We start from the raw sequence: 26,803 nt of genomic DNA, 5'->3' as shown, positions 1-26,803 counted from the left end.
AATACCTCCCTAAAAAATATTTCTATATCTCTGTGATTTTATTGTATAAATTTAACCTTAAACGAATCTTAAAATAAATAAAGTTTATATTGCTAAGTGATACCATTGAATATACGAATGCTAATATTCTAATGATATAGCACTTTTATATGATTAAAAAATACTAAATAATAATAAAAAATGTTCCATTATAAAGCTATAGTTTAGAAGTTTTTGTTTATTCAAAAAATCATGAGGTTACTAAAAAGTACCTAATTTTAATTAATTTAAATCGTATATATACTTATAAATATGAAATAAAACAAATTGAGGGGTGCAATTAATATGAAAAATAAATTTAATGCTATAATAATAGGATTTGGAAAAGGTGGAAAAACATTAGCAGGTGACTTAGCTAATAGAGGGAAAAAGGTAGCTTTAATAGAAAGGTCTTCAGAGATGTATGGTGGAACATGTATAAATCAAGCATGTATACCAACTAAAGTATTAGAAAATCAATCGAGCATGATAAGAAGAGAAAATTTAAATGACTTTAATGAAAAAGCAATAAAATATAAAGAATCAATAGATAAGAAAGAAAAATTAATAGCAAAGCTAAGAGATGCAAACTACAATAAACTAAACTGTAATGAAAATATAACTATATTTACAGGACAAGGTTCATTTGTAAATGAAAATACAGTAGAAGTTAAAACTATAGATGGAGAGACAATTAGATTAGAGGGTGAAAAAATATTTATAAACACAGGAGCAAAGCCTAACATACCAGATATAAAAGGAATAGAAAATTCAAAAATAGTTTATACAAATGAAACTTTAATGAAATTAAAAAAATTACCTAAGAAACTAACTATAATCGGTGCAGGATATATAGGTCTTGAATTTGCAGTAATATATGGTTCCTTTGGTAGTGAGGTAACAGTTATTAATACTAAAAGTAATATACTTCCAAGAGAGGATAATGATGATAGTGAAGAAGTAGTAAACATACTTAAAAAGAGAAATGTAAGTTTTTTAAATGATGTATCAATAGTTGAAATAAAAGAGGAAAATCAATCAGCTAAGTTAATATACAAGAAAAATAATGAAGAGGAACAAAGGGAATTATGCAGTGATATAATTTTAGTTGCTACAGGTAGAAAAGCGAATACTGAAGGATTAGGTTTAGAGAAAGCTAATATAGAATTAGATAATAGAGGATTTATAAAAGTAAATGAAGTATTAGAAACTACAACTAAAAATATATGGGCATTAGGAGATATAAACGGAGGACCTCAATTTACATATATATCATTAGATGATTATCGCATAATAATAAACCAACTATTTGGAGACAAAACAAGAAAAACAAAAGATAGAAAAAATATCCCAAATTCACTATTCTTAGATCCTGCATTTTCTAGAGTAGGATTAAATATAAAAGAAGCTAAAGAAAAAGGATATAATGTTTTAGTTGCTAAAATGGCAACAGAGGCTATTCCAAGAGCTAAGCAAATAGGAAGAACTGATGGATTTATAAAAATAGTTATAGATAAAGACAGCGAAAAAGTTCTAGGAGCAACTATGATATGTGAAGACTCTAGTGAAATAATACATTTAATACAATTAGCTATAGATATGGAATTAAAATATACTTACTTGAGAGATAGGATATATGCTCATCCAACTATGACAGAAGCTCTTAATGATATATTATCACCATCTATGATAAAAGAAGTATAAAATAACCGAAGTTAATTAGATATGGGGGAGTTAAATGGAAAAGTTAAACTTAGTTGTAGTATTTATAGAAGGTTTATTATCATTTTTAGCACCTTGTATATTACCAATACTACCAATATATTTGAGTATGCTATCCAATAGTAGCATAGAAAACTTAAAGAGTGGTAATTTTACCAAAAGTTCATTGTTTAGAAATACATTATTCTTTACATTAGGTATTTCAGCAACATTCTTTATACTAGGGTCATCATTAAACGTATTAAGTTCATTCTTTAATACTAATAAGAATTTAATAATGATAATAGGTGGAATTATTATAGTATTTATGGGATTATTCTATATGGATATTATAAAATCAAATATATTAAATAAAGAAAAGAGATTCAAAATAAAATCAAAATCAATGAATACAGTAACATCTTTTATATTAGGATTTACATTTAGTTTTGGATGGACACCATGTATAGGACCAATACTTGCATCCGTACTGATTATGTCTTCGAGTACAGATAATGCATCAACGTCTTATTTATTAATAGTAGTATATACTATAGGATTTATACTACCGTTTATATTAGTTTCATTATTCTACAATAGGTTAGTTAAAAGTATAGATAAAATAAAAAATTATATGGATAAGATTAAGAAAATCGGTGGAATAGTTCTTATAGTATCTGGGTTAGTTATGTTAGCTAATGGTGTTGGAGGTAAATTAGAGATTTCTAAGATACAAAATGATAACAAAAATAAAGCAGAAAATAATCAAAGCATAACTAATAATGAAGAGCAGGTGGATGAAAAAATTAAAGCTTTAGATTTTACTTTATATGATCAGTACGAGAAAGAACATAAGTTAAGTGATTATAAAGGAAAAACTATATTCTTAAATTTCTGGGCTACATGGTGTCCACCATGTAGAGAGGAAATGCCTTATATAGATGAACTATATAAAGAGTATAATAAAAACAATGACGATGTAGTAATTTTAGGAGTAGCTTCACCGAATTTAGGTAGAGAGGGAGATCAAGAACATATAGAAAAATTCCTAGAAGATGAAGGGTATACATTCCCTGTAGTATTTGATGATGGTGGAAGTTTAGTATATCAATATGGAATTAGTGCGTTTCCATCAACTTTAATAATAGATAAGGAAGGGTATATAAATCAATATGTACCAGGAGCTATGAATAAAGAGACTATGAAGTATATTATAGAAATTGCTAAATAAGTATAAAATCTAAGAAAGAAGCGATCAGAAGATTAAAAAAATCTAATATTAAGAAGACTGTTATGTTAACAGGAGACGCAAAAAGAGTTGGGGAGAAAGTTGCAAATGAGCTTGCAATGGATTTAGTATATACTGAATTACTTCCAGGGGATAAGGTTGAAAAAGTAGAGGCTTTAATTAAATAAAAATCTTATAAAGATAAATTAGCATTTGTTGGTGATGGTATCAATGATGCACCAGTTTTAGCTAGATCAGATATAGGTATAGCTATTGGAGGATTAGGTTCAGATGCAGCAATTGAGGCAGCAGATATTGTTATTATGACAGATGAACCATCTAAAATAGCAACAGCTATGAAGATTTCTAAACGTACATTAAAGATAGTAAAACAAAATATTATATTTGTTTTAGGAGTAAAACTAATAGTTTTAATATTAGGAGCAGCAGGGGTAGCCACTATGTGGGAAGCTGTATTTGCTGATGTAGGAGTATCTGTAATAGCTATATTAAATGCTATGAGAGCATTAAATGTAAAAAATGTAGATTAATTGTAGGTGTTACTTTTACGATTTATCTAAATAATTTAAATCTATGAAAAGAGATGTTTTAAAATGATTTTCTATCATTAAAGAGCATCTTTTTTTATTTGGTTGAAATATATAAGATAGTGTATAATTTAGCGTATTAATTTATATGTAGGAAAATTCAAAATGCTCAAATATATTTTATTAGGTTTTATAAGAAATGGTGCTTGAGTATTTTTTATATAATAAAAAGAGTGTAGATAAATTTGCTTTTACACCAATCTATCTACACTTTCATATTTAGATATTTATCTTTGTATAAACTTACTCATTAACTTTATATTTACATACACCATTTATATAAGTTTCATATACATTTAAATTATTATCTATAACTATAAAATCTGCATCCATACCTTGGTCTATAGAACCACATACATCATTAATATTACAACTTAAAGCAGGCACATATGAAGCCATTTTTATTGCCTCTTCTAAAGTTGCGATATTCCAATCAATTACATTTTTAATAGCGTTATTCATTGTTAATACGCTTCCAGCCAAACTTCCGCTACTTAATCTTGCTACTCCATTTTTTACATTAACATTGAATTTACCAAGAGTATACTCACCATCAGCCATAGCACCAGCCCTCATACAATCTGTAATCAAGGCAATATTATCTCTAGATTTAATATCCATCATTATTTTAGCAGCAATAGGGCTTACATGATGTCCATCACATATTAGCTCGGCATATGTATCTTTTAATGCCATAGCTGCTCCAACCATTCCAGGTTCCCTATGATTTAATGGGCTCATACCGTTATATGTGTGTACAAATATTTTAGCACCTGAATTAACTACTTTCTCGGCTTGTTCAAATGTAGCTGAACTATGCCCAAGTGCTATTGATATATTGTTTTTAGTAGCGTATTTAGTAAACTCTACTGCACCTTCACGTTCTGGAGCAATTGCTATTTTCTTTATTAAGTTTCCTGATTTTTCTTGCCATTTTTTTAGAGTATTAATTTCAGGGTCCTTAAAATATTTTTCATTCTGAGCACCTTTATGTTTTTCAGTAAAAAATGGTCCTTCTAAGAAAATTCCCTGTATTTTTGCACCCTCAACTTTTTTGTAATTATTACTTATATTTTCTATAGATTCATTTAGTGTTTCTATAGAATCAGTTAAAGTTGTTGGTAGAAAAGAAGTTACTCCATATTTTAGTAATCCTTTTGAAATTGTATTAATAGCCTCAAATGTGTTATCCATAACATCAGCATTTAAAAGACCATGTATGTGAGTATCGACTAAACCTGGAGCAATATACTTACCTGAGTAATCTATTATATTGTCATTAATATCTGGTTTTTCTTTTTGAAATTTACCAAATTTACCATCAATTATACTAATGTATCCTTTTTCCTCTATACCATATTTCATAAAAAACTTATCTGCATAAATAAAATTTTTCAAAGTTAATCCCCCTAATTACATTATATTTTGTATGATTCTTATCTTAAGTGTCTTATTTTATATACGAATTTGTCGCTTCTAGCAACGCTTAGAGTAAATTCAATAACTATATTATTATCATTATATGTAGTACGAAGTAATTTTAGGCATGCTGAATCTATTGGTACTTCCAATAGTTCTGCCTCTTTATCAGATACTATACCTGCAGAAAATTCTTCATCAGCCACTTTAATAATTTCTCCGTAGTCTTCTCTAAATATTTCATATAAAGGTTTTTGGATAACTTTTTCTTGTGTTAATCCCACAAACTCCCTCATAGGAAGGTATGTTCTTTCAAGCATCATAGGAATATTATCTGCAAGCCTTAGACGCATTATTTTTATTATTTTTTCGCCAGGGTTTATACCTAACTTTTCAGAAAAATATTTTGTACTTTCTACTATCTCAAATGATAATACTTTTGTACTTGGATTTTTTCCTTGAGCTTTCATATGATCAGTAAAACTATAACTATCCATTAAATTTTGTGAATTTTGATTAAGTGCAGCGACGAAAGTTCCTTTTCCATGCCTTTTGTATATATACCCCATATGCTCTAAGTCAGCCATGGCTAATCTAACTGTGGTTCTACTTACCCCGTATTCATCACAAATTTTTCTTTCTGATAGCATCCTATCATTTGGCTCCATCTCATTTTCAATTTTATTTCTGAGTATTTCAACTAATTGATCATATATTGGTCTTTTATCATTTCTGTTTATCATAAAAAATTTAATCCTCTCTAAGTGGTTATTACCACGTTTTAATTATAAAATGTGCAACTATTTCTGTCAATGAGTAAAGTACAGAGATATCTGAGCAAGGTAAATTATCAATTTATGCCAAGACTACATAGTGTTGACAAAAAGAATAAAATAATTTATATTCAAAGTGGTAGTAACCACATAAAGGTTATAGATTAGGGGTTTGTATATTAATAAAAGGAGAATTAAGTATGATTACGACAATAACATTCAATCCATCTATAGATAGAATGTATCGAGTAAATAGTATAAATATAGGTGAAGTTCAAAGAGTGGTAAGTACAAATGCAACTGCTGGAGGCAAGGGTTTAAATGTAACGAAAGTATGCAAAATTTTAGGAGAAAATCCTTTAGCTATGGGATTTTTAGGGGGATTTAATGGATCCTTTATAAAGGATGAGCTTAGAAAATTAGATATAAAAAACAAATTTACAGAAATAAAGCAAGAGACTAGAAATTGTTTAAATATAATTGAAGACGATAAGGTAAGTACAGAGTTTTTAGAAAAAGGGCCAATAATAGAAAAGAGTGATTTAGAAAAGTTTGAAAATGATATAAAAGAAGTGATAAAAGATACTAAAATATTAATAGCTTCAGGTAGCTACTGTCAAAATATGCCACTAGATTATTATGAAAAGATAGGTCATATATGCAGAGAAAATAATATAAAATTTATATTAGATACATCAGGAGAACCATTAAAAATAGCATTAAAATCAAAGCCATATTTAATAAAACCTAACACAGATGAAATAAGACAGATATTAGGAACAAATGTAGAGTCAAGAGATGAGATTATTTCTGCAGGGAAAAAACTTCTTGAAATGGGAGCACAAAATGTATGTATATCTCTAGGAAAAGAAGGAATGATTTACCTAAATGAAGATGGAGTATATGAAGCAAAAGTACCAAAGATAGAAGCGGTGAATACTGTAGGTAGTGGAGATAGTACAATAGCTGGATTTGGTGTAGGTATCTTGAGAGGATATGAAGTAGAAGACTTGCTTAAACTTTCGAATGCTTGTGGTATAAGTAATGCTCTTAACATAGAAACTGGATTTGTAACTTTAGAAGAAGTTGAAAAATATCAAGGCTTAGTTAAAGTAACAAAATTAAGTTAGTAAAATCTGAGATAAATAGTTTCATAATAATTATTTTTAGCATATTTTTATAATTGTAAACTTAATTGTTATTAAAGCATAAAGTTTATAATGAGAAGAATATAAATATTTTCTTATTGACAAAAAATTCAAATTAATTTATATTTGGGTTATTGGTAATTACCACTTGGGGGGAAATAAAATAGTTTAAGTATGATATATATTTTTTTTATTTAAAATAACTGGTAATAACCTTATTACCAGAATTAAATTTGAAAATATGAAAGGGGAAAGTAATATGTTTAAATTAGAAGAACAAAAGTTACAAGATTTAGGGGCAATAATAACAACAACAGAAATAAAGCAACAACCTGAATTATGGTTAGAAGCTTATGAAATATATAAGGATAATAAAGAGCAGTTAAATAAGTTTATAGAAAATATCAGCAGTAAGCATGGGCAATTTAGAGTTATATTTACAGGTGCTGGAACTTCAGCTTATGTAGGAAACTCAATACTTCCATATCTTAAAAATAAAAATGATATAAGAAAATATATAATTGAAGCAATACCTACTACAGATATAGTTTCTAATCCATATGATTACTTAAAAAAGGATGTACCAACATTATTAGTTTCATTTGCAAGAAGTGGAAATAGCCCTGAAAGTTTAGCCGCTCTAAATTTAGGAAGACAAATTGTAGATAATTTTTATCATTTAGCTATAACTTGTGCTCCAGAAGGAAAACTTGCTCAAGTAACTAAAAATGATGAAAATAATTATTTATTATTAATGCCATCAAGATCTAATGATAAAGGTTTTGCTATGACAGGGAGTTTCTCATGTATGATGTTAACTGCCATGTTAATATTTGATAACTTAGAAGAGGATGTAGAGAAATCTTATATAGATGCAATAATAGAAATGGGAAAAAATGTATTAGATAGAAAAGATGAAATACATGAGTTAATAAATAAAGATTTTAATAGAGTAGTATATTTAGGGTCTGGAGGCCTAGGTGGATTAACACAAGAAGCACAGTTAAAATTATTAGAGCTTACAGCAGGAAAAATAGCTACAGCATATGATTCTCCTATGGGATTTAGACATGGTCCAAAGTCGTTCATTGATGAAAATACGCTTATATTTGTATTTGTATCCAACAATGTATACACAAGAAAATATGATTTAGATGTTTTAGAAGAAATAAATGCAGATAAAATTGCTAAACTTACTTGTGCAATATCAGCAGAAAATGAAAATAATTTCTCAGGTACAACATTTGGATTTAAAAAAGAATACAATAAATTACCAGATGCATACCTTGCATTCCCATATGTATTATTTGCACAAACTATATCACTATTTGCATCAGTAAAATGTAATAATAAACCAGATACACCATCGCCAACAGGGACAGTAAATAGAGTAGTAAAAGGTGTAATAATACACGAATATGAGAAGTAATAAATTGAAAACTTATAAATATTTAGATTAAAATTAGGGGGTATAAATATGGCATTAGTAACGACAACTGAAATGTTTAAAAAAGCACAAGAGGGAAAATATGCAGTAGGGGCTTTTAATGTAGAGAATATGGAAATGGTAATGGCTGTTATAGAAGCTGCGGAAGAATTAAATTCTCCAGTTATATTACAAACTACTCCATCTACTGTAAAATATGCAGGTCTTGACTATTATTTAGCAAATGCAAAAGTTGCAGCAGAGAGAGCGAAAGTACCTGTAGCAATGCATCTAGATCATGGTTCAAGTTTTGATCTTGCAATGAGAGCTTTAAGAACAGGTTATACATCAATAATGATAGATGGTTCTCATGAAAGTTTTGAAGAAAATATATCATTATCAAAAGCAGTAGTAGAAGCTTGTAAACCATCTTTTATACCAGTAGAAGCAGAACTTGGAAAAGTTGGTGGAAAAGAGGATGATTTAGATGGTGGAGAAGGAAGCGCTCATACAGATCCACAAGAAGCAAAAGAATTTGTTGAAAGAACAGGAGTGTCTTCATTAGCTATAGCCATAGGTACAGCACATGGTTTATATAAAGGAGAGCCTAAAATAGATTTAGATAGATTATCAGAAATTAAAAAATTAGTTTCAGTACCATTAGTATTACATGGAGGTTCAGGAATACCTGATGAAACTATAAAAGAAACTATAAGAAGAGGGATTGTTAAAGTTAACTATGCAACCGAATTAAGAATTGCATATAGTAACGGTGTAAAAAAAGTCTTAAATGAGGATCCTGAAGTTATAGATCCAAAGAAATATGGAAAAGCTGGACTTCAATCAGTAAAATCATTTGTAAAAGAAAAGATGGCGGTATGTGGGTCTATAAATAAAGCATAAAAATAAAAATATCCTAGAATTATCTTATATAATTCTAGGATATTTTTATTTTTGAAAAAGATATGTCATTTATTTAAATAATGGTATAGTTTTTTCATAAAATTGTTGAAAAATATCGGCTTTTATTGGAAAAAGATTGAAGATATAATTAAAATATAATAAAAAACAAATTATAGGTTTTATTGATTGTATCAAACTATAGATTTTATTATTATATATTAAGATACATAAATTTCACTATAAATATAGAAAAGGTTGACTTTTGCAAGAAAATGTTTTTAATTCATAACATTATTTAAAAGTATAAAAACAACTGAGGGAGGTGGGTATATGAGAGAGCGTGTTATTCTTGAATGCTTAAGAAATAGTGGTGACTATTTAAGCCTAGATTATTTTGCAGATAAGCTAGGGGTATCTACTAGAACTATTAGAAATGAAATTAAGAAGATAGAAAGTATAGAAGAACGCAATGGTTTTAAATTAGAATACAAGACCAGACTAGGATATATTTTAAATCTAAAAGACCAAGAAAAGTTCGAGAATTACCTAAAAAACTTACCCTCATATTCAATTGAAAACCCAGAACAACGGATAGAATCTATAATAGTAGAACTGTTAGTAAATGAAGGTTACAAAACTATAGATCAGTTAAGCAAAAAATTCTTAGTAAGTTCATCTCAAATTAAAAATGATTTAAAAAAGGTAGATGAAAAACTAAGAGATACAGGTTTGAAGTTAGAGCGTAAGGCTCATTATGGAATTAAGATAGAAGGATCTGTTAAATCAATTCAAAAAATATTAGTAGAAAATTATTTTAAAGAAAATAGAAATATAATGGAATATAGAGATAAATTTATAGATAATTTGAAATTAGATGATATTAGAATCACAATAAAAAATGTACTTAATAAGTATGGTTTGGAAGCGAACCTAACGGAACTTGAAGAAATATTAGCTCAAATTGTTACTTTGTATATAAGAGTTAATTTAAGAACATTAGAAAATATTAATGAATTAAAGTTAGATACAGAAAATTTAATAATAAATGATTTACTAGATAAAATTTTTAAAGATAAAAAATATTGTCTTACCTATGAGGAAAATGATTACTTAAAGCAACTTATAAAACTGAGGACTAAAGATAAAAAAGCTGCCATAATGAATGTTGACAAGAGTAAACTTCAAGATATAATATACGAATTTTTTAAAGGCGTAGATAAAAAATATAATACTAGTTTTTTAGAAGATAAAGAATTCTTTAATTTACTTTATTTACATATCGCGTCTTTAATAGAACGTGTAAAAAGGAATCATAACACAAAAAATCCTTTTTCAGTAAAGATAAGTCAGCAGTATCCAACGGTTTTTAATTTGGCTATTCAACTTTCGAAAGTTATAGAAAGTGAATATCAGATAAAGATAAGTCAAGAGGAAATAGGTTTTATAGCTACTCATATAGCTGTACCATTTGAAAAAAGAGAGGAAGCTAGTTTTAATCAAAAATATAAAATAGCAGTAATATGTTCATCAGGTGGGGGAAGTGCATTTCTAATAAAATTAAGACTAAGAGAAATTTTTCCAAATGCTGAAATAAAAAACTTTTCTTTGTTAGATGAAGAAGAAGTAGTATGTTTTGAGCCAGATTTGATTTTTTCAATAACAAATCCACAATTCAAAACAAATGCTCCAGTTATACTTATAAATGAAATTTTAGATGAATTAGATTATCTAAATATTAAAGAAAGTGTACGATTTGCAGATCAGATAGGAAGTTTGTCAAATCCTAAAAAATATATATTAAGTCTGTTTAATAAAAATCATTTTAGATGTATAAAAGAAAAAATTGATTATAAAGATATTCTTGATAATATGTCACAGTGTATAGTTGATGAAGGTGCTTGTTCTCCAAGTTATCCTCAAGATGTATGGGAAAGAGAAAGTTACTTAAGTACCATTTATACAAATGGTGTATCAATACCTCATCCAATTGAAATGACAGGGAATAAAAATATAATATCAGTAGCCTTGATACATTCTGATATTATCCATGAAAATAGAAAACCAAAAATTATTTTTATGATTTCATTAATAAAGGGAAATCTAGAACTCCACAAACAAATATCTAAATACTTAACTAAGATTATGGCAGATAAGGATATAGTAGATATGCTAAACAGGTCACAATCTTATGAAGAGTTTATGTATAAATTAAAAATCTACATAGGGGGTTAGATATGAATATAGATTTTTTTAAGAAATTATCAGAAGCAGATGGGATAGCCTCTAATGAAGGAGAAGTTAGAGAAGTCTTATTAAAAGAGTTGAAAGATTATAGTGATGAAACAGTATGTGATGGATTAGGGAGTATAATTTTTTCTAAGATAAAAAATGAAAAGGCACCAAATGTAATGATTTGTGCTCATATGGATGAAGTCGGCTTTATGGTAAGAAGTATAGATAAGCTTGGTATGATTCATTTAATAACAATAGGTGGAGTAAAACCTCTTGCACAATTCACACAAAAAGTAAGAATTACTACGAGCGAAGGGAAAAAAATTCCTGCTATCATAAATGGGATATATAATGATGGTAAAGTTGAGAAGGTATATGCAGATGTTGGGGCATATACAGCAGAAGAAGTATACAATTTAGGTATTCAAGTTGGAGATATGGTTACATACACTACTAATTTTGAAGAATTTACTTTAGAAAATAGACTAGTAGGTAAGGCTTTTGATGATAGAATTGGATGCTTTGTAATGGGAGAGGTCTTAAAAAGACTAGAGAAAAAAGATATAAATTGTAATGTTCATTTTGCAGCTACAAGTAGTGAAGAAGTTGGTATAAGAGGTGCAAAAACAGCAACTCAGTTAATAAACCCTGATGTAGTATTTGTAATAGATGTAGCATGTGCTAAAAATGAATTTTTAAGAGATCACACAAATCAAAAACAAATAGATAAAGGCATAATGCTAATGCATAGAGATAGAACCTTAGTTCCAAATAAAAAAATGATAAATTACATAATAGAAATTGCTGATAAAAACAATATATCTCTTCAACATGATATGTTTGAGTCAGGTGGAACTGATGGTGGAGAGGCACATCTTGTAAATGAAGGTAAGCCTTGTGCAGTAACTTGTGTACCAGTTAGATATGGACATTGTGCATTTTCTATAGTAAGCAATAAAGACTTAGAAGCCATTATAGAATTGTATACTCAGTTAGTTTTAAATTTTGATGAAGAAAGATACAAAAATATAAAGAATTTTATTTAAAAGGAGAGTAAAAAAATGTCAACAGAAATGCAAATAATGGAGCTTATATCAACAGCAGGTGACAGTAAAGCAAAAGCTTTTGAAGCTTTAAAAAAGGTTAAGGAAAAGGACTTTGAGGGAGCAAGAGCATTAATAAATGAAGCTCGTAAAATAGATATTGAGGCTCATAGAATACAAACAGAATTAATAACTCAAGATTTAAATGAAGATGTTGAAAGTCCAGCAATGAGTCTTTTAATGGTTCATGCTCAAGACCACTATATGACTTCTCAATTAGCAAAAGATTTAATAGAAGCTTTAATAGAAGTTTTTGATAAGTAGTAGATAAATAAATTAATTATACAAATACTCCTTTAGAAAGATAAACTTTCTAAAGGAAAATAAAAAATATAAATTTTAGGAGGAATTGTTATGAAAATATTATTATGCTGTGCAGGTGGATTCTCTACAAATATGTTAATGCAAAATATGAAGAAGGTAGTAAAAGAAAGTGCTAAGCTTGATGAAAACGATTTCGAATTTACGGCTATACCAGCAGATTCAATAGAAAGTCAAGTTGATGAGTGGGATATAGTGCTTATAGGACCTCAAATATCTCATAAGTTAGACTTCTTAAAAGGAATATTAGATCCAAAAAATAAACCTTATGCAGTAATAGATAAAGATGTTTATGGAAAAATGGATGGAGCTACAGTTATGAAGTTAGCTTTAGTAACTTACAAAAAACATCAATTAGCTCAAGGATAATAAAAATAGTATAGGGAAAAGGGGATTAAATATGTTTGCTAAGTTTGAAGCGTTTATGAATCGAGTATTTATGCCTTTAGCTCACAAGGTTGACAATCAACGTCACCTTGGGGCTATAAAAGCTGGTATGGTTGCTATGACGCCATTCACAATACTAGGAAGTATATTTGCAATACTTCCAGCACTTCCAAATATGCTTGGGGAAAACAATCCAATAAGCCAATTTATATTAAAGAATGCAGCAGTATTAGATTTACCAGTAAGTCTTTCTATAGGATTAATAGGATTATATGCCTGTATGTGTATTGCCTTTAACTTAGGTAATTATTATAAATTATATATACCAGGTTGTGTTACACTTGCAACTTTCTCATTTTTATTCTTAGTAGCAACTTTTACACCAGATGGTGCATTAGAATTAGGAAACCTAGGTGCTAAAGGTTTATTTACAGGTATGATAGCAGGTCTTGGATCTGTAGAATTATATAACTTCTGTAAGAAAAAGAATATTACAATAAGAATGCCAGAAGGAGTTCCAGATTTTGTATCTAAATCTTTTGAATTAATACCAACTACTATTATAGTTTGTGGTACTTTCATAGCAGCTCGTTTTATTTCATTAGCTGTATTTGGAGAATTACCTCCACAAATACTTACTCAATTCCTATCTCCGTTAGTAGGAAGTATGGATAATCCATGGGCAGTTCTTGCACTTAACTTTGCTATATGTACTATATTCTTCTTTGGTATACACTCATCAGTATTTAAGCCTTTAACTGGACCTATAATGGTTACATTTATAGCCGAAAATATAGCAGCCATGCAAGCAGGAGAAGCAATACCTCACTTCTTTACAGGAGGGGTTTCAAGTGCATTCTTCGGATTTACAGGTTGTGGTATTAGTATAGGATGTGTAGTAGCTTGTATGTTATCTAAAAATCAGACTTATAAGAAGATAGGACGTGTATCATTATTCCCAGCATTATTTGGAATAAATGAACCAATATTATTTGGTGCTCCAATAATATTAAACCCAATAATGTTTATACCACATGTATTTGGTGGAGCTATAATAGGTACATTGCCAATGTTCTTTATGCACTGGGGATGGCTAGCAAAACCAGTATTTGACCCTCCATATGTAGGAGTATTTTTAGAAGGATTCTTAACTAATGGAGATTGGCGTTCTATAGTAGTTAATGCTCTACAATTAGTACTAGCAGTTGCATTATATTGGCCATTCTTCAAGATAATGGAACGTCAACAAGAAGCTAAGGAACAAGAAGAAGCTAAAAATGCAGCTAAGAATATATTCTCTAAAGAAGACGAAGATTTATTAGGAGATTTAGAATTAGATTTCTAATATTTTATTATGGATAATAGATTAAAAAAAATAATAGATTTAATTGAAGAAAGAGGAGTTGACGCTCTTTTAATTAAAGGAAAAAATAATAAAAGATATATAGGGGCATTAACAGGTAGCGGTGTCTATGTGCTTATCACAAAAGAACAAAAATATCAAATTCTAGATGGCAGATATACTGATGAAGCAGATAAGAAAACATCTGGATTTATAAAAAGGGTTGTATCTCAGGGATCTTATATAGAAAACATAATTGAATTATTAGAAGAAATGAATATAAAAAATATAGCAATAGAAAGCCAAGCTATGAGTATACAAGAGTATATTTTATTAGATAAAGCAGGTTTTAATATTAACTTAATAACTAACGAATTAGGTAAAGTAAGAGCTATAAAATCTAAAGAGGAAATTGAGCTTATTAAAAAAGCTTGTGAGATTACAGATGAAGTATTTAGTGAAGTCATATCTGAAATAAAAGAAGGAATGACTGAACTTGAAGTTTCAGCTCTACTTCAATATCATGCACTTAAAAAGGGTGCAAGTGGCATGTCATTTGAACCAATAGTAGTATCTGGTGAAAGAGGAGCAATGCCACACGGAAGACCTACAACTAAAAAATTAAAGAAAAATGAAGCTATAACAATAGATTTTGGTGTTGTTTACCAAGGATATCAATCTGATATGACTCGTACAATATCTATAGGTAAGCCGCCTAAAATTATTCAAGAAATATATGATGTAGTTTTAAAAGCACAACTATCGGCAATAGAATCAATTAAAGAAGGTATGAAAGCTAGTGATATTGATAAAGTTGCTAGACAAATTATAGAGGAACATGGATTTGGTGATTATTTTAACCATGGATTAGGTCATGGAATAGGTCTTGGTGATGGGGAAGTACCAACACTAAACCCAAGAAGTGATGATATCCTAGCAGAAGGTATGGTAATGTCCTGCGAGCCAGGTATTTATATTCCAGATGTAGGGGGAGTTAGAATAGAAGATGATATTGTCATAATCGATGGGAAAGGTATTTCACTTAATAAGACATCTAAAGACTTTATAATATTAGGAGAGTAAAGCTATGAAATATAATTTTGACAAAGTATTAAACCGTAAAGAAGGCAATTGTAGAAAATGGAGCAATAATGTAATTCAAGAAAAATTCGGATTAAATGAAGATGCAATTCCTATGGATTTAGCTGATATTGATTTTGAGTGTGCTCCAGCTATAAAAGAAGCTATTACAAAAAGAGCATCTGTGGGAGATTATAGTTATACCTTTATAGGAGATGACTTCTATGAAGCCGTGATAAATTGGAACAAAAGAAGATTTGATGTTCATATAGAAAAAGAGTGGATAAAATTAACTTTTGGAACAGTTTCAACTCTTCATTATATAGTTCAAGCGTACACTAAAGAAGGAGAAGGAGTATTAATAAATACACCTGCTTATGATCCTTTTGCAGAAGCTGTAGTAAATAATAGTAGAAAGCTATATTGTAGCTCATTAAAGCTAGAAAATAACAGATACTACCTTGACTTTGAAGATATGGAAAATCAAATGAAGTCTGGTGATATAAAAGTATTTATATTCTGCAGTCCACAGAATCCATCAGGTCGTATATGGACAAAAGAAGAGCTATATAAAGTGTCAGAATTATGCTTGAAGTATAATGTACTTTTAGTAAGTGATGAAATTCATAGAGACGTAGTATTTAAAGGGAATACATTTATATCTTTATGGAATGCTCATCCAGAAATTTATAAAAATAGTATAATATGTGTATCTCCTAATAAAGGATTTAACTTAGGTGGACTAAAAACATCTTATGTAGTAATAAGAGATGCTAAGGTTAGAGAAGCTTTATTAGAAAGACTAAAAAGTAATTCAATAACTTCTCCAAATGTATTTTCAATTCCAGCCATTGTTGCAGCATACAACGAAAGTGAAGAATGGTTAGATGATATGACTGACTATGTAGAAAGTAATTTTGAAATAGTTTATGATTTCTTTGAGGAACATATGCCAAAAGCAAAAGTTATGAAGTCTGACTCTTCTTTCTTAGCATGGATAGATGTAAGAGAAGTATTTAAGGACGAAGAAGAATCTAAAGAATTTTTCAGAAGTGCAAATTTAACTATGGTAGTGGGAAGTTACTTTGTAAAAGATGGAGAAGGATTTATTCGTCTTAATATTGGATGCCCTAAAGAAACATTAAATGAAGCTCTAAATAGAATAAAAGAAACTTATATAAGTATGTATTGTCAAAAAGCTTAAGTTAGTTTTAATGTATAAAAGATAAGTCCCATATATATTGACTTTTAATCGATGTATGTGGGATTTATTTTTATTTAGGAGCTATGGTGACAAGTCAAATTTTATTTGAGGAAAATGAGAATTAATTTTATTAAAGATTTAAATATGAAAAAGATAGCAAGGGCAAAACCACTGTCAATGGATATAGATAAATCAATAAATAATATTCTTTATACTTAAAATTTGAAAGTTGTGGTTACTTTATAAGGATATTTAAAAAGTTAGAAGGAACAAATCCAAAAAATTTAGAGAAATGTATAAAAAACTAGTCTTATTAAAAAATAGGACTTTTTTTATGGGGAAAATAGCAAATAACAAAAAATTACATTTTTTAAATAAAAATAGACTAAAATTTTACATAAAAAAACAAGATATTAAGATGTATTTGATAAGAAAAAAAGTTAAAATTATAACAAGGAAAACGAAAACATTAAATTAAGGTAGGATACAAAATTTAATCCCAAAATATTTTATGCTTTTTATAAATAAAAAATAATGTATACAAATTGGAGGAATATAAAATGGGCAGAATGTATGATTATTTAGTACCAAGCGTCAACTTTATGGGACCAGGATGTTTAAAAGTTATTGGCGAAAGGGCTAAAATGTTAGGCGGGGAAAAGGTTTTAATAGTTACAGATAAATTCTTAAGAAACCAAGAAAATGGAGCAGTTGAACAAACTATAAAATATTTAACAGAAGCAGGTCTTGAAGTTGTTATATACGATGGAACTGAACCAAATCCAAAAGATACGAATGTAGCTGATGGTTTAAAAATCTTCAAAAATGAAAACTGTGATATGATAATTACAGTAGGTGGAGGTTCTTCTCATGACTGTGGTAAAGGTATAGGTATAGCTGCAACTCATGAAGGTGACTTATATGAATATGCAGGTATAGAAACTTTAACTAATGCGCTACCACCAATATTAGCAGTAAACACAACAGCAGGAACTGGAAGTGAAGTTACTAGACACTGTGTTGTAACTAATACAAAGACAAAAGTGAAATATGTTATAGTAAGTTGGAGAAACTTACCATTAGTATCTTTCAATGATCCAGAATTAATGGTTGGAAAACCAGCAGGACTTACTGCAGCTACAGGAATGGATGCTTTAACTCATGCAGTAGAAGCATATGTTTCTAAAGATGCTAACCCTGTAACAGATGCATCTGCCATACAATCAATAAAATTAATATCTAATAATTTAAGACAAGCAGTTGCTATGGGTGAGAATTTAGAAGCTAGAACAAATATGGCTTATGCATCATTATTAGCTGGTATGGCATTTAATAATGCTAACTTAGGTTATGTTCATGCTATGGCTCACCAATTAGGTGGATTATATGATATGCCACATGGTGTTGCTAATGCAATGTTATTACCTCATGTTTGTAAGTACAATATAATATCTAACCCACAAAAATTCGCTGATATAGCTGAATTTATGGGAGAAAATATAGATGGTTTATCAGTTCATGAAGCAGCTGAAAAAGCAATAGATGCAATGTTTAGATTATCTAAAGATATAGGTATACCAACTTCATTAAAAGAAATGGGAATAAAAGAAGAAGATTTTGAATATATGGCTGAAATGGCCCTTAAAGATGGAAATGCGTTTAGTAACCCAAGAAAAGGTAATAAACAAGATATAATAAATATATTTAAAGCAGCATATTAATAAAAACATCTCATAATATTTAAAATACCATACCAAAAAGGGGATGTTAATTAACGATATAAAAGTTGAGACAAGTATTTATTTACAATACTTGCCTCAACTTTTTTATTTTAAAAATTTCTCCAATACTTTATTAGAGCTTTTCAATCATATCGACTATTACAAACTTATAAAACAAAATGAAATAAAAAGTACTCCATAATTAAACTAGAAAAAGAAAGTAATTTAAGAAAATCAACAATATTAAAAATAATAAATCAAAATGAATACTCAATACCTAAAAAAATATATATAATATCAGAAACTTATATTTTACTATAAAATGTGTATTTTAGCTTAGATTTATTAACCTTTTCATATAATATTTAAAATTAATAAATTGAAAGAATTAACCAAAATGATATAATTATCTTTAAAATGGAGGGAATAAAGATTATGAAGAAAATTATTATAGTAGAAGATGATGAAAAAATTAGAATGGAGCTAAAAAGTTTCTTATTAAAATATAAATATGACGTTGTATGCTTAACAAAATTTGAAAATATTATAGAAGATATTTTAAAGTTGAATGGACATCTAATCTTATTAGATATAAATTTACCTATATATGATGGGTATTATATTTGTAGAGAAATAAGAAAAAAATCTGATATACCTATAATTGTAGTAACGAGTAAAGATACAGAAATGGATGAGCTTATGAGTATGAATTTAGGAGCAGATGATTTTATAACAAAGCCGTATAATACTCAAATTTTATTAGCACGAATAAATTCTATTTTAAAAAGAACATATAAAGAATCTAATACAGATATACTTTTATATAAAAAATTGGCATTGGATTTATCTAAAGATATTGCTATATTTGAAAATCAAGAAGTAGACTTAACTAAAAATGAATTTAGAATACTAAATTGTTTAATGAAAAATAAGGGGAAGATAGTATCAAGAGGAGATTTAATGGATGATTTATGGGACTTAGATTTATTCATAGATGATAATACTCTTACTGTTAACATAAATAGACTTAGAAAAAAATTAAGTGAAATTGGATGTAGTGGATACATAGAAACTAAAAGGGGGAGAGGCTATATAATGCCGTAACTATGAGCATAAAAGATTATCTAAAAGATAGAAGTTTAGCTATATTATTAAATTTTATATTTTTTGCTTTTGTAAATTTTATACTAAAAGCATCTCAAGTTGAAAAAGTAACAATAATTTTTACAACAATGCTTTGGATAGTTTTAAGTAGTATAGAAATTTTTTATGGATATTTTAAAAAGAAAAGTTACTACGATCAAGTAATAAATTCTTTAAATGAACTAGACGAAAAATATTTACTACCAGTATTTATAAAAAGACCATCTTTTTGTGAGGGAAAAATTTTATATGATGTAGTTAGTATTACAGACAAATCAATGAATGAAGAAGTTAATAAATATAAATTTAATCAAGAAGAATATAGAGAATACCTTGATTTGTGGGTACATGAAATAAAAACTCCAATAGCAGCTAGCAAGTTAGTAATAGAAAATAATAAAAATGAACATACATTAAGCATTTTAGAAGAAATAGAAAAAGTAGAAGATTTTATAGAACAAGCTCTTTATTATTCAAAGTCCAATGAAATAGAAATAGATTACATAATAAAAGAAACAGATTTAAGAAAGTGTATAAATAATACTATCAAAAGAAATAAAAAATTAATTAGAGAAAAGAAGATCTGTATAGATATACAAGATTTTAGAGAGATAGTTTATTGTGATGGAAAATGGATGGAATTTATACTAAATCAAATTATAGTAAATTCTATAAAATACATAGGAGATAAAAATATAAATAAAAAGCTAGAAAAAGAACTTCCAAAGATAAGTATATACACAAAGCTTAAAGATAATAGCCTGGAATTATACATAAAAGATAATGGAATTGGAATAGATAAGAAGGATTTAAATAAAGTTTTTAACAAAGGATTTACAGGGATTAACGGAAGAAAACTAAAAAAATCAACAGGAATGGGGCTTTATATATCAAAACGATTGGCAGAAAAAATGTATTTAGGATTAGATATATACTCTGTAGTTAATGAAGAAACCACTGTAAAATTAACATTTCCAAAAAGTAATATGATTCAAATATAAATAACCTTACATTATCGTAAGATAGTCGTAAGGTTATCTTATTAATTAAATCCTCTAAAGACTATAAAATAAAGTTATAAATTAAAAATATGGAGGAGATAAGATGAGTACGGTTCTTAAAGTTAAAAACATAGAAAAATATTATGGGAATAAGAAAAATTTAACAAAAGCTATTAATAATATTTCATTTGAGGTTGATAAGGGTGAATTTATAGGGATTATGGGACCTAGTGGAAGTGGTAAAACTACACTTTTAAATTGTATAGCAACAATAGATAAGGTAACTACTGGAAACATACAAATTGAAGATAAAGATATAACAACTTTATCAAGAAAAAATATAGAGAAGTTTAGAAGAGAACATTTAGGATTTATATTTCAAGAGTTTAATCTACTAGATACTTTAACTGTATATGAAAATATATCTTTAGCATTATCTATACTAGGAGTAAAGGGAAATGAAATAGATAAAAGAGTAAAAAGTGTATCAAGTAGACTTGGAATATCAGAAATATTAAGTAAATTTCCATACGAAATATCAGGAGGGCAAAAGCAAAGAGTAGCTTGTGCAAGAGCTATAATAAATGAGCCGTCTTTGATTCTTGCAGATGAACCAACAGGGTCACTAGATTCAAAATCAGCAAGAGTTTTACTTGAAAATTTATCTGACCTAAATGAAAGTATGAATTCTACAATAATGATGGTAACTCATGATGCTTTTACAGCTAGTTATTGTAAAAGAATTTTATTTATAAAAGATGGAAAAATCTTTAATGAGTTAGTAAGAGGAAATGATGATAGAAAAGAATTTTTCAAAAGAATTATAGAAGTTGTTACTCTTTTAGGAGGTGACAATAACAATGTTATTTAAGCTTTCCAAAAGAAATGTTCAAAGAAGTATGAAAGATTATAGTATTTACTTTTTTACACTTGTTCTAGGAGTTTGTATATTTTATATATTCAACTCAGTAGAAGCTCAAACAGCTATGATGGATATGACAGAAAATCAAAAAAAGCTAATGGAAGTTACAACTATGATAATTTCAATAGTATCAGTTTTTGTGTCTTTCATATTAGGTTTTTTAATAATATATGCAAATAACTTTATAATTAAAAAAAGAAATAGAGAATTTGGTATATATATGACACTAGGTATTAGTAGAAGTAAAATTGCTTTTATGCTATTTTATGAAACTATAATAGTTGGGGTTATGTCTTTAGCAGTAGGACTATTTGTAGGTGTATTTTTATCTCAAGGACTAGCTTCAGTTACTGCAAAATTATTTTCAGTGGATATGAAAAAATATCAATTTATATTTTCAAAGGAAGCTTGTATAAAAACAATAATATATTTTAGTATAATGTTTTTTATAACTATGATTCTAAATTTTGTAGTAGTTTCAGGATATAAACTTATAAATTTAATAAATAGTCAAAGAAAAAATGAAAAGTTAAAAGGCACAAATTTAATATTATCTGTAGCACTATTTATAATATCTATAGTTTGTTTAGGATTTGCATATAAATTAATTTTAGAAAATGCTCTTGTAGACATAACAGATAATAATTTTAAACTATCTATACTTTTAGGCGTTGTAGGAACAGTATTATTTTTTAGATCTTTGGCAGGATTTTTAATAAAATTAGTTCAAAATGATAAAAACTTATATCTAAAAAATCTTAACACTTTCACTTTAAGACAATTAAACAGTAAAATTAATACAAACTATATATCAATGAGTATTATATGTTTAATGTTATTTATATCAATTGGGATGTATTCTTCAGCAATAGGACTAAAAAATGCCATGGAAAAATCAGCAGAGTCTCAAACCCCATATGATGCAACTTTTATAGAAACGTACAATCCTCAAGAAAAAACAAACTATAACAATGAAAAATTAAGTGAAATACTTAAAAAGTTAGATTTAAATGTAAATGATTATTCAAAAGAATATTTAGATTATAATTTTTACAAATCTCCTATAAAGTTTATTAAAATGTTTGAAAATACTTCAGATGATTTTTTATCTAAGCAATTAAAAGTTACGATGGATCATAATATTCCTATTATAAAACTATCAGATTATAATAAGCTAAATAAAATGGCAGGCAAACAACCAATAAATTTAAAAGATAAAGAAGTACTTTTTGTTACAAATTCATCTACTATGGAGAACCCAATAAAAGATTATATAAAAAATAATAAAAGTATAAAAATAGAAAATGATGAATTTAAAATAAATGAAAACTATCAAAATCAATCTTTAGAAAATGATTTAGCAAAAGATAATTTTATAACATTTGTAGTTGAAGATAAATACGCAGATAAATATGATATAAGCCAAAAGTGTTTAAGTTTTAATTATGTAGGAGATAAAAAAGATACAGAAAATAATCTAACTAAAAATCTTGAAAAAAGTAAAAATAAACAAATTCAATATCAAAAAAACAATGGTTCAATCTTAATCTTTATAAGTAAACAAATGGTTTTAGAAATTAATATGTCTAATGCAGCTATGTTTTTATACATTGGTTTATATATAGGGATAATATTCTTAATATCTAGTGCAGCAGTACTTACACTTAACCAATTATCAGGAGCAACAGAAAGTTTAGGAAGATATGAAATACTTAAAAAACTTGGAGTAAGCTCAAAAATGATAAACAAATCAATTTTTATACAAGTATTTATATATTTCTCACTTCCAATAGCCTTAGCACTAGCTCATAGTTATTTTGGAATAAAGGTAGCAAATAACGTAATTAAAATATTTGGAGACTATGATACAGTAGGAACTAATGTGGTTGCAGTAGTGAGTATATGTGTAATTTATGCTATATACTTCTTTGGAACATATAAAGGATATAGGAGAATTGTAAATAAGTAATAAAAGTATGTACTATTGAAAGAACATAGATAGTCAATATTGGATATGATTCTTAATAATTGTATCAACAATTAAATGAAAATAACTCATCCTATAATTAAAAGTTTAAATTATGAGATGAGTTATTTTCTATATATAAATTATAGCATATAAATAAATTTAATTATAGACTAGTTGGAAAGGTTGTATTCTTATATACTATTTTAAGTATAAATGAAATACAGAAAACATAAACATCGGGGGTAATATAATGAATTTATTTATGGCAAAGACAAATATCCATAAATTTGAAAAAGTAAAAGAGTTTATTGAAGAATTTAAAATAGGAGAGAATGATTTTATTTTTACAAGTAAAGGTATATATGAACGAAATTTTAAAGAGTTAGGCATAAAGGCAACTGTAGCTTATAAAGATACATATGGAAATGGTGAGCCTACAGATATAATGATGGATGCTCTATTAAAAGATTTTAATAAAGGTAACTACAAAAGAGTTATAGCTATTGGTGGCGGTTCAGTAATAGATATGGCTAAAATATTAGTTCTAAAAAATGGAAAGTGTGCAGAAGATTTATTTGAGAAAAAGATAAAGTTAGAAAAAGTAAGAACATTGATAACAATACCAACAACTTGTGGATCGGGTTCAGAAGTATCAAATGTTAGCATAACAGAAATAACTAAGTTAAACTCTAAACTTGGACTAGCAATTGATGAGTTATATCCAGATTATGCGATACTTATTCCAGAGTTACTAGTAAATTTACCATATAAATTCTTTGCAACAAGTGCAATAGATGCGTTAATTCACTCTATAGAATCATTCCTTTCACCAAAGGCCAATATTTACACAGAGATGTTTAGTAAGCAAGCTATGGAAATAATAATAAAAGGGTTTAAAAGAATAGTTAAAGAAGGGCAAGATGCAAGAGTTTTAATGTTAGATGATTTTCTTATTGCTAGTAATTTAGCTGGAATTGCCTTCGGCAATGCAGGAAATGGAGCAGTGCATGCTTTATCATCTCCTTTAAGTGGAACATACCATGTATCTCATGGTGAAGCTAACTATCAATTTTTTACATCTGTTTTTAAAGTCTATAATAAAAAAAATCCAAATGGAAAGATAATGGATTTAAATATGATTTTAAGTGGATTACTAGAATGTGAAGTTTGTAATGTATATGATGAAATGGAAAAATTGCTAAGTAATATTATAGAAAAAAAATCTTTAAGAGAGTATGGTATGAATGAGCCTGATATATTACTATTTACTGAAAATGTTATAGCTAATCAACAAAGGCTACTTAGTCAGAGTTATACTGTATTATCAAAAGAAGAGATTAAGGCTATTTATAATGAATTATTATAAATATTTAAGATTGAATTTTATATCTATTTGATTTTTATATAAATATAAATAAGCTTTTAGATTCAATAAATTAAGGTGGTATTTTCTAACCTGAAAATATGGATAGAAATACTTATATTAAATTAATAAAAAAATAAGTGCTTTAAAGTAATTAATAAATTACTTAAGGCACTTTTTATTTATAGTACAAAAATCTATACGCTTAGTATTAATAAGGGTAAATGATAAAATCTAAATATAATAATATAGTGAGGAGAAATTAATTAATATGATAAGAATGTTAGAAAGTAAAGATATAGATAGAATAATGGAAATATGGTTAGAAAGCACTATAAAAGCTCACGATTTTATAGAAAAAAAATATTGGGAAGATAATTATAACACAGTAAAACATGAGTATATACCTGTATCAGATGTATTTGTCTATGAAGACGAAGAAGACATAAAAGGATTTATAGCAATTATAAATAATGAATTTATAGGTGCATTATTTGTTGATAATAATTACCAAAGTTGTGGAATTGGTAGAAAGTTAATTGAACATACAATTAATTTATACGATAACTTAACTTTATCTGTTTATAAAGATAATACAAAATCTGTAGAATTTTATAAAAAGATGAATTTTGAAATTGTTAGTGAAAGTATTGATGAGGGAACTATGTGTATTGAATATACAATGAGAAATAAAAGTAAAATTCATTAGGATATTTTTATGTCAAATTTAAATGGTTAAATGTGTTAAATGATTTGTACAATTCACCCCATAAAAAAATAAAAAAAGATAGATAGATTAAAAAATGCCATTGTAGAGTTAATAAAGATTAAGAATATAGGTAGTATTAAGATATTTTAAATAAAAATAAAAATTTTTAAATATTTTGGCATCATCCTTGCTTTATATAAAGTTAAGAATTCTGAGGAATCTCAGAAAAATAAAATTTTATATAAATTTAAGAAAGGATGAATTTATAATGAATAAACTTGAAACAACAAAAGCACCAGGAGCTATTGGACCTTACTCTCAAGGATATCAAGTTGGAGATTTAGTATTTACATCAGGCCAAATACCAGTAAATCCAGAAAATGGTTCTGTACCTGCTTCTATATCAGAGCAAGCAGAGCAAAGCTGTAAAAATGTTAAGGCTATACTAGAATCAGCTGGAACTACTATTGAAAATGTATTTAAAACTACATGCTTTTTAGCTGATATGGCAGATTTTGCAGCATTTAATGAAGTATATGCAAAATATTTTGTATCTAATCCAGCTCGTAGTTGTGTAGCAGTTAAGGAATTACCAAAGGGTGTGCTTTGTGAGATAGAAGCTATAGCTGTTATAAAAAAATAAATATTTAGTTTTACTTAAAAATTACAAATAAAAATTATAAAGGAGAATATTATTATGAAAATAACTGTAGTAGGAAGTCATTTATGCCCAGACACATTATACGCTTTAAATGAATTAAAAGGAAAAAATATAGAGATAGATTTTAAAAATTTATCAGCAAGCCTACCAGATTTAAAAGAATATTTAGCATTACGTGATGGATTAGAAATATATAGTGAGATAAGAAATATGGGTGGAATAGGAATACCATGCTTTATTTTAGAAGATGGAACAAAAACACTAGATTTAAATGAAGCATTAGGAAAATAATTTAATAGAAAAAATACGAATCCTCTCTTTATTAAAAAGGGAGGATTATTTATATATTTCAAATTTTGCCTTTTATATATAATATTGATATAATTTTACGTATCAAATATAAGCCACTAGTGCATGAGGA

23 protein-coding genes and 1 pseudogene are annotated in these 26,803 nt (G+C 27.5%); 22 read left to right on the top strand and 2 right to left on the bottom strand.

Annotated elements, in window-relative coordinates:
* The first annotated feature begins 324 nt into the window (after positions 1-324).
* From I4U89_RS09350 to I4U89_RS15990, 3 genes and pseudogenes are all read left to right on the top strand, one after another.
* Positions 325-1,722, top strand: coding sequence for an FAD-dependent oxidoreductase (locus I4U89_RS09350; RefSeq protein WP_195940117.1), 1,398 nt, complete (start codon positions 325-327; stop codon positions 1,720-1,722).
* Positions 1,723-1,756: 34 nt separating this feature from the next.
* On the top strand, positions 1,757-2,950 hold the full coding sequence (locus I4U89_RS09345; RefSeq protein WP_195940116.1) for a cytochrome c biogenesis protein/redoxin: 1,194 nt from the start codon (positions 1,757-1,759) through the stop codon (positions 2,948-2,950).
* Positions 2,951-2,964: 14 nt separating this feature from the next.
* A pseudogene (locus I4U89_RS15990) lies at positions 2,965-3,498 on the top strand (HAD-IC family P-type ATPase); the annotation flags it as partial.
* 300 nt (positions 3,499-3,798) lie between these two features.
* Here I4U89_RS15990 and nagA read toward each other — a convergent pair.
* Both nagA and I4U89_RS09330 read right to left on the bottom strand, forming a co-directional pair.
* Positions 3,799-4,953, bottom strand: coding sequence for an N-acetylglucosamine-6-phosphate deacetylase (gene nagA / locus I4U89_RS09335; protein WP_195940115.1), 1,155 nt, complete (start codon positions 4,951-4,953; stop codon positions 3,799-3,801).
* 38 nt (positions 4,954-4,991) lie between these two features.
* Positions 4,992-5,717 carry a GntR family transcriptional regulator gene (locus I4U89_RS09330; protein ID WP_195940114.1) on the bottom strand — a complete coding sequence of 242 codons (726 nt, stop codon included), beginning with the start codon at positions 5,715-5,717 and terminating at the stop codon, positions 4,992-4,994.
* 230 nt (positions 5,718-5,947) lie between these two features.
* Here I4U89_RS09330 and pfkB point away from each other — a divergent pair, with 230 nt between their 5' ends.
* From pfkB to I4U89_RS09235, 19 genes are all read left to right on the top strand, one after another.
* Positions 5,948-6,877, top strand: coding sequence for a 1-phosphofructokinase (pfkB, locus tag I4U89_RS09325; protein ID WP_195940113.1), 930 nt, complete (start codon positions 5,948-5,950; stop codon positions 6,875-6,877).
* Positions 6,878-7,154: 277 nt separating this feature from the next.
* Entirely contained in the window at positions 7,155-8,324 is a 1,170-nt protein-coding gene (gene agaS / locus I4U89_RS09320) for an SIS domain-containing protein (RefSeq protein WP_195940112.1), read from the top strand.
* Positions 8,325-8,372: 48 nt separating this feature from the next.
* Positions 8,373-9,224 (top strand): class II fructose-1,6-bisphosphate aldolase, encoded by an 852-nt coding sequence (gene fba / locus I4U89_RS09315; RefSeq protein WP_195940111.1) that lies wholly within the window; start codon positions 8,373-8,375, stop codon positions 9,222-9,224.
* A 330-nt stretch (positions 9,225-9,554) separates the two neighbouring features.
* On the top strand, positions 9,555-11,456 hold the full coding sequence (locus I4U89_RS09310) for a BglG family transcription antiterminator (RefSeq protein WP_195940110.1): 1,902 nt from the start codon (positions 9,555-9,557) through the stop codon (positions 11,454-11,456).
* Positions 11,457-11,458: 2 nt separating this feature from the next.
* Entirely contained in the window at positions 11,459-12,502 is a 1,044-nt protein-coding gene (gene ypdE / locus I4U89_RS09305) for an aminopeptidase (protein WP_195940109.1), read from the top strand.
* A gap of 15 nt (positions 12,503-12,517) precedes the next feature.
* A complete protein-coding gene (locus I4U89_RS09300) occupies positions 12,518-12,823 on the top strand; it encodes a PTS lactose/cellobiose transporter subunit IIA (RefSeq protein WP_092922744.1) in 306 nt (101 codons plus the stop codon).
* A gap of 90 nt (positions 12,824-12,913) precedes the next feature.
* Positions 12,914-13,249, top strand: a complete 336-nt coding sequence (locus I4U89_RS09295; protein ID WP_092922747.1) for a PTS sugar transporter subunit IIB — start codon at positions 12,914-12,916, stop codon at positions 13,247-13,249.
* 31 nt (positions 13,250-13,280) lie between these two features.
* Positions 13,281-14,612, top strand: coding sequence for a PTS sugar transporter subunit IIC (locus I4U89_RS09290; protein WP_195940108.1), 1,332 nt, complete (start codon positions 13,281-13,283; stop codon positions 14,610-14,612).
* 9 nt (positions 14,613-14,621) lie between these two features.
* Positions 14,622-15,692 carry a M24 family metallopeptidase gene (locus I4U89_RS09285; RefSeq protein ID WP_195940107.1) on the top strand — a complete coding sequence of 357 codons (1,071 nt, stop codon included), beginning with the start codon at positions 14,622-14,624 and terminating at the stop codon, positions 15,690-15,692.
* A 4-nt stretch (positions 15,693-15,696) separates the two neighbouring features.
* Positions 15,697-16,893 carry a MalY/PatB family protein gene (locus I4U89_RS09280; RefSeq protein WP_195940106.1) on the top strand — a complete coding sequence of 399 codons (1,197 nt, stop codon included), beginning with the start codon at positions 15,697-15,699 and terminating at the stop codon, positions 16,891-16,893.
* 560 nt (positions 16,894-17,453) lie between these two features.
* Complete coding sequence (locus I4U89_RS09275; protein WP_195940105.1) at positions 17,454-18,614, top strand: iron-containing alcohol dehydrogenase; 1,161 nt, start codon at positions 17,454-17,456, stop codon at positions 18,612-18,614.
* Between the two features lie 435 nt (positions 18,615-19,049).
* The gene (locus tag I4U89_RS09270; RefSeq protein WP_195940104.1) at positions 19,050-19,718 is read left to right on the top strand and encodes a response regulator transcription factor; all 669 of its coding nucleotides are present in this window, start codon (positions 19,050-19,052) and stop codon (positions 19,716-19,718) included.
* Between the two features lie 2 nt (positions 19,719-19,720).
* Entirely contained in the window at positions 19,721-20,758 is a 1,038-nt protein-coding gene (locus tag I4U89_RS09265) for a sensor histidine kinase (protein WP_195940103.1), read from the top strand.
* 103 nt (positions 20,759-20,861) lie between these two features.
* Complete coding sequence (locus tag I4U89_RS09260) at positions 20,862-21,629, top strand: ABC transporter ATP-binding protein (protein ID WP_195940102.1); 768 nt, start codon at positions 20,862-20,864, stop codon at positions 21,627-21,629.
* A complete protein-coding gene (locus I4U89_RS09255; RefSeq protein WP_195940101.1) occupies positions 21,619-23,649 on the top strand; it encodes an ABC transporter permease in 2,031 nt (676 codons plus the stop codon). Before I4U89_RS09260 ends, I4U89_RS09255 begins: the two co-directional genes overlap by 11 nt.
* A 250-nt stretch (positions 23,650-23,899) precedes the next feature.
* Positions 23,900-25,015 carry a 4-hydroxybutyrate dehydrogenase gene (locus tag I4U89_RS09250; protein WP_195940100.1) on the top strand — a complete coding sequence of 372 codons (1,116 nt, stop codon included), beginning with the start codon at positions 23,900-23,902 and terminating at the stop codon, positions 25,013-25,015.
* Positions 25,016-25,283: 268 nt separating this feature from the next.
* A complete protein-coding gene (locus I4U89_RS09245; RefSeq protein WP_195940099.1) occupies positions 25,284-25,721 on the top strand; it encodes an N-acetyltransferase in 438 nt (145 codons plus the stop codon).
* A 268-nt stretch (positions 25,722-25,989) separates the two neighbouring features.
* Entirely contained in the window at positions 25,990-26,364 is a 375-nt protein-coding gene (locus I4U89_RS09240) for a RidA family protein (RefSeq protein WP_195940098.1), read from the top strand.
* A 54-nt stretch (positions 26,365-26,418) separates the two neighbouring features.
* Positions 26,419-26,673 (top strand): glutaredoxin, encoded by a 255-nt coding sequence (locus I4U89_RS09235; RefSeq protein ID WP_195940097.1) that lies wholly within the window; start codon positions 26,419-26,421, stop codon positions 26,671-26,673.
* Positions 26,674-26,803 lie beyond the last annotated feature (130 nt).

It is taken from the genome of Romboutsia sp. 1001713B170131_170501_G6 (genome assembly GCF_015668195.1).
In the GTDB taxonomy this organism is placed as follows: Bacteria; Bacillota; Clostridia; order Peptostreptococcales; family Peptostreptococcaceae; genus Romboutsia_C.
This window is presented reverse-complemented; position numbering and strand designations above follow the sequence as displayed.

Excerpts from the sequence above, each read along its gene's own strand:
- I4U89_RS09285 (WP_195940107.1), top strand. The coding sequence starts at position 14,622 with ATGGATAATAGATTAAAAAAAATAATAGATTTAATTGAAGAAAGAGGA.
- I4U89_RS09270 (WP_195940104.1), top strand. The coding sequence starts at position 19,050 with ATGAAGAAAATTATTATAGTAGAAGATGATGAAAAAATTAGAATGGAG.
- I4U89_RS09275 (WP_195940105.1), top strand. The coding sequence starts at position 17,454 with ATGGGCAGAATGTATGATTATTTAGTACCAAGCGTCAACTTTATGGGA.
- I4U89_RS09310 (WP_195940110.1), top strand. The coding sequence starts at position 9,555 with ATGAGAGAGCGTGTTATTCTTGAATGCTTAAGAAATAGTGGTGACTAT.
- I4U89_RS09245 (WP_195940099.1), top strand. The coding sequence starts at position 25,284 with ATGATAAGAATGTTAGAAAGTAAAGATATAGATAGAATAATGGAAATA.
- I4U89_RS09280 (WP_195940106.1), top strand. The coding sequence starts at position 15,697 with ATGAAATATAATTTTGACAAAGTATTAAACCGTAAAGAAGGCAATTGT.
- fba (WP_195940111.1), top strand. The coding sequence starts at position 8,373 with ATGGCATTAGTAACGACAACTGAAATGTTTAAAAAAGCACAAGAGGGA.
- I4U89_RS09330 (WP_195940114.1), bottom strand. The coding sequence starts at position 5,717 with ATGATAAACAGAAATGATAAAAGACCAATATATGATCAATTAGTTGAA.
- agaS (WP_195940112.1), top strand. The coding sequence starts at position 7,155 with ATGTTTAAATTAGAAGAACAAAAGTTACAAGATTTAGGGGCAATAATA.
- I4U89_RS09300 (WP_092922744.1), top strand. The coding sequence starts at position 12,518 with ATGTCAACAGAAATGCAAATAATGGAGCTTATATCAACAGCAGGTGAC.
- I4U89_RS09240 (WP_195940098.1), top strand. The coding sequence starts at position 25,990 with ATGAATAAACTTGAAACAACAAAAGCACCAGGAGCTATTGGACCTTAC.
- I4U89_RS09345 (WP_195940116.1), top strand. The coding sequence starts at position 1,757 with ATGGAAAAGTTAAACTTAGTTGTAGTATTTATAGAAGGTTTATTATCA.
- I4U89_RS09290 (WP_195940108.1), top strand. The coding sequence starts at position 13,281 with ATGTTTGCTAAGTTTGAAGCGTTTATGAATCGAGTATTTATGCCTTTA.
- I4U89_RS09350 (WP_195940117.1), top strand. The coding sequence starts at position 325 with ATGAAAAATAAATTTAATGCTATAATAATAGGATTTGGAAAAGGTGGA.
- I4U89_RS09250 (WP_195940100.1), top strand. The coding sequence starts at position 23,900 with ATGAATTTATTTATGGCAAAGACAAATATCCATAAATTTGAAAAAGTA.
- I4U89_RS09255 (WP_195940101.1), top strand. The coding sequence starts at position 21,619 with ATGTTATTTAAGCTTTCCAAAAGAAATGTTCAAAGAAGTATGAAAGAT.
- I4U89_RS09235 (WP_195940097.1), top strand. The coding sequence starts at position 26,419 with ATGAAAATAACTGTAGTAGGAAGTCATTTATGCCCAGACACATTATAC.
- I4U89_RS09265 (WP_195940103.1), top strand. The coding sequence starts at position 19,721 with ATGAGCATAAAAGATTATCTAAAAGATAGAAGTTTAGCTATATTATTA.
- I4U89_RS09260 (WP_195940102.1), top strand. The coding sequence starts at position 20,862 with ATGAGTACGGTTCTTAAAGTTAAAAACATAGAAAAATATTATGGGAAT.
- pfkB (WP_195940113.1), top strand. The coding sequence starts at position 5,948 with ATGATTACGACAATAACATTCAATCCATCTATAGATAGAATGTATCGA.
- I4U89_RS09295 (WP_092922747.1), top strand. The coding sequence starts at position 12,914 with ATGAAAATATTATTATGCTGTGCAGGTGGATTCTCTACAAATATGTTA.
- ypdE (WP_195940109.1), top strand. The coding sequence starts at position 11,459 with ATGAATATAGATTTTTTTAAGAAATTATCAGAAGCAGATGGGATAGCC.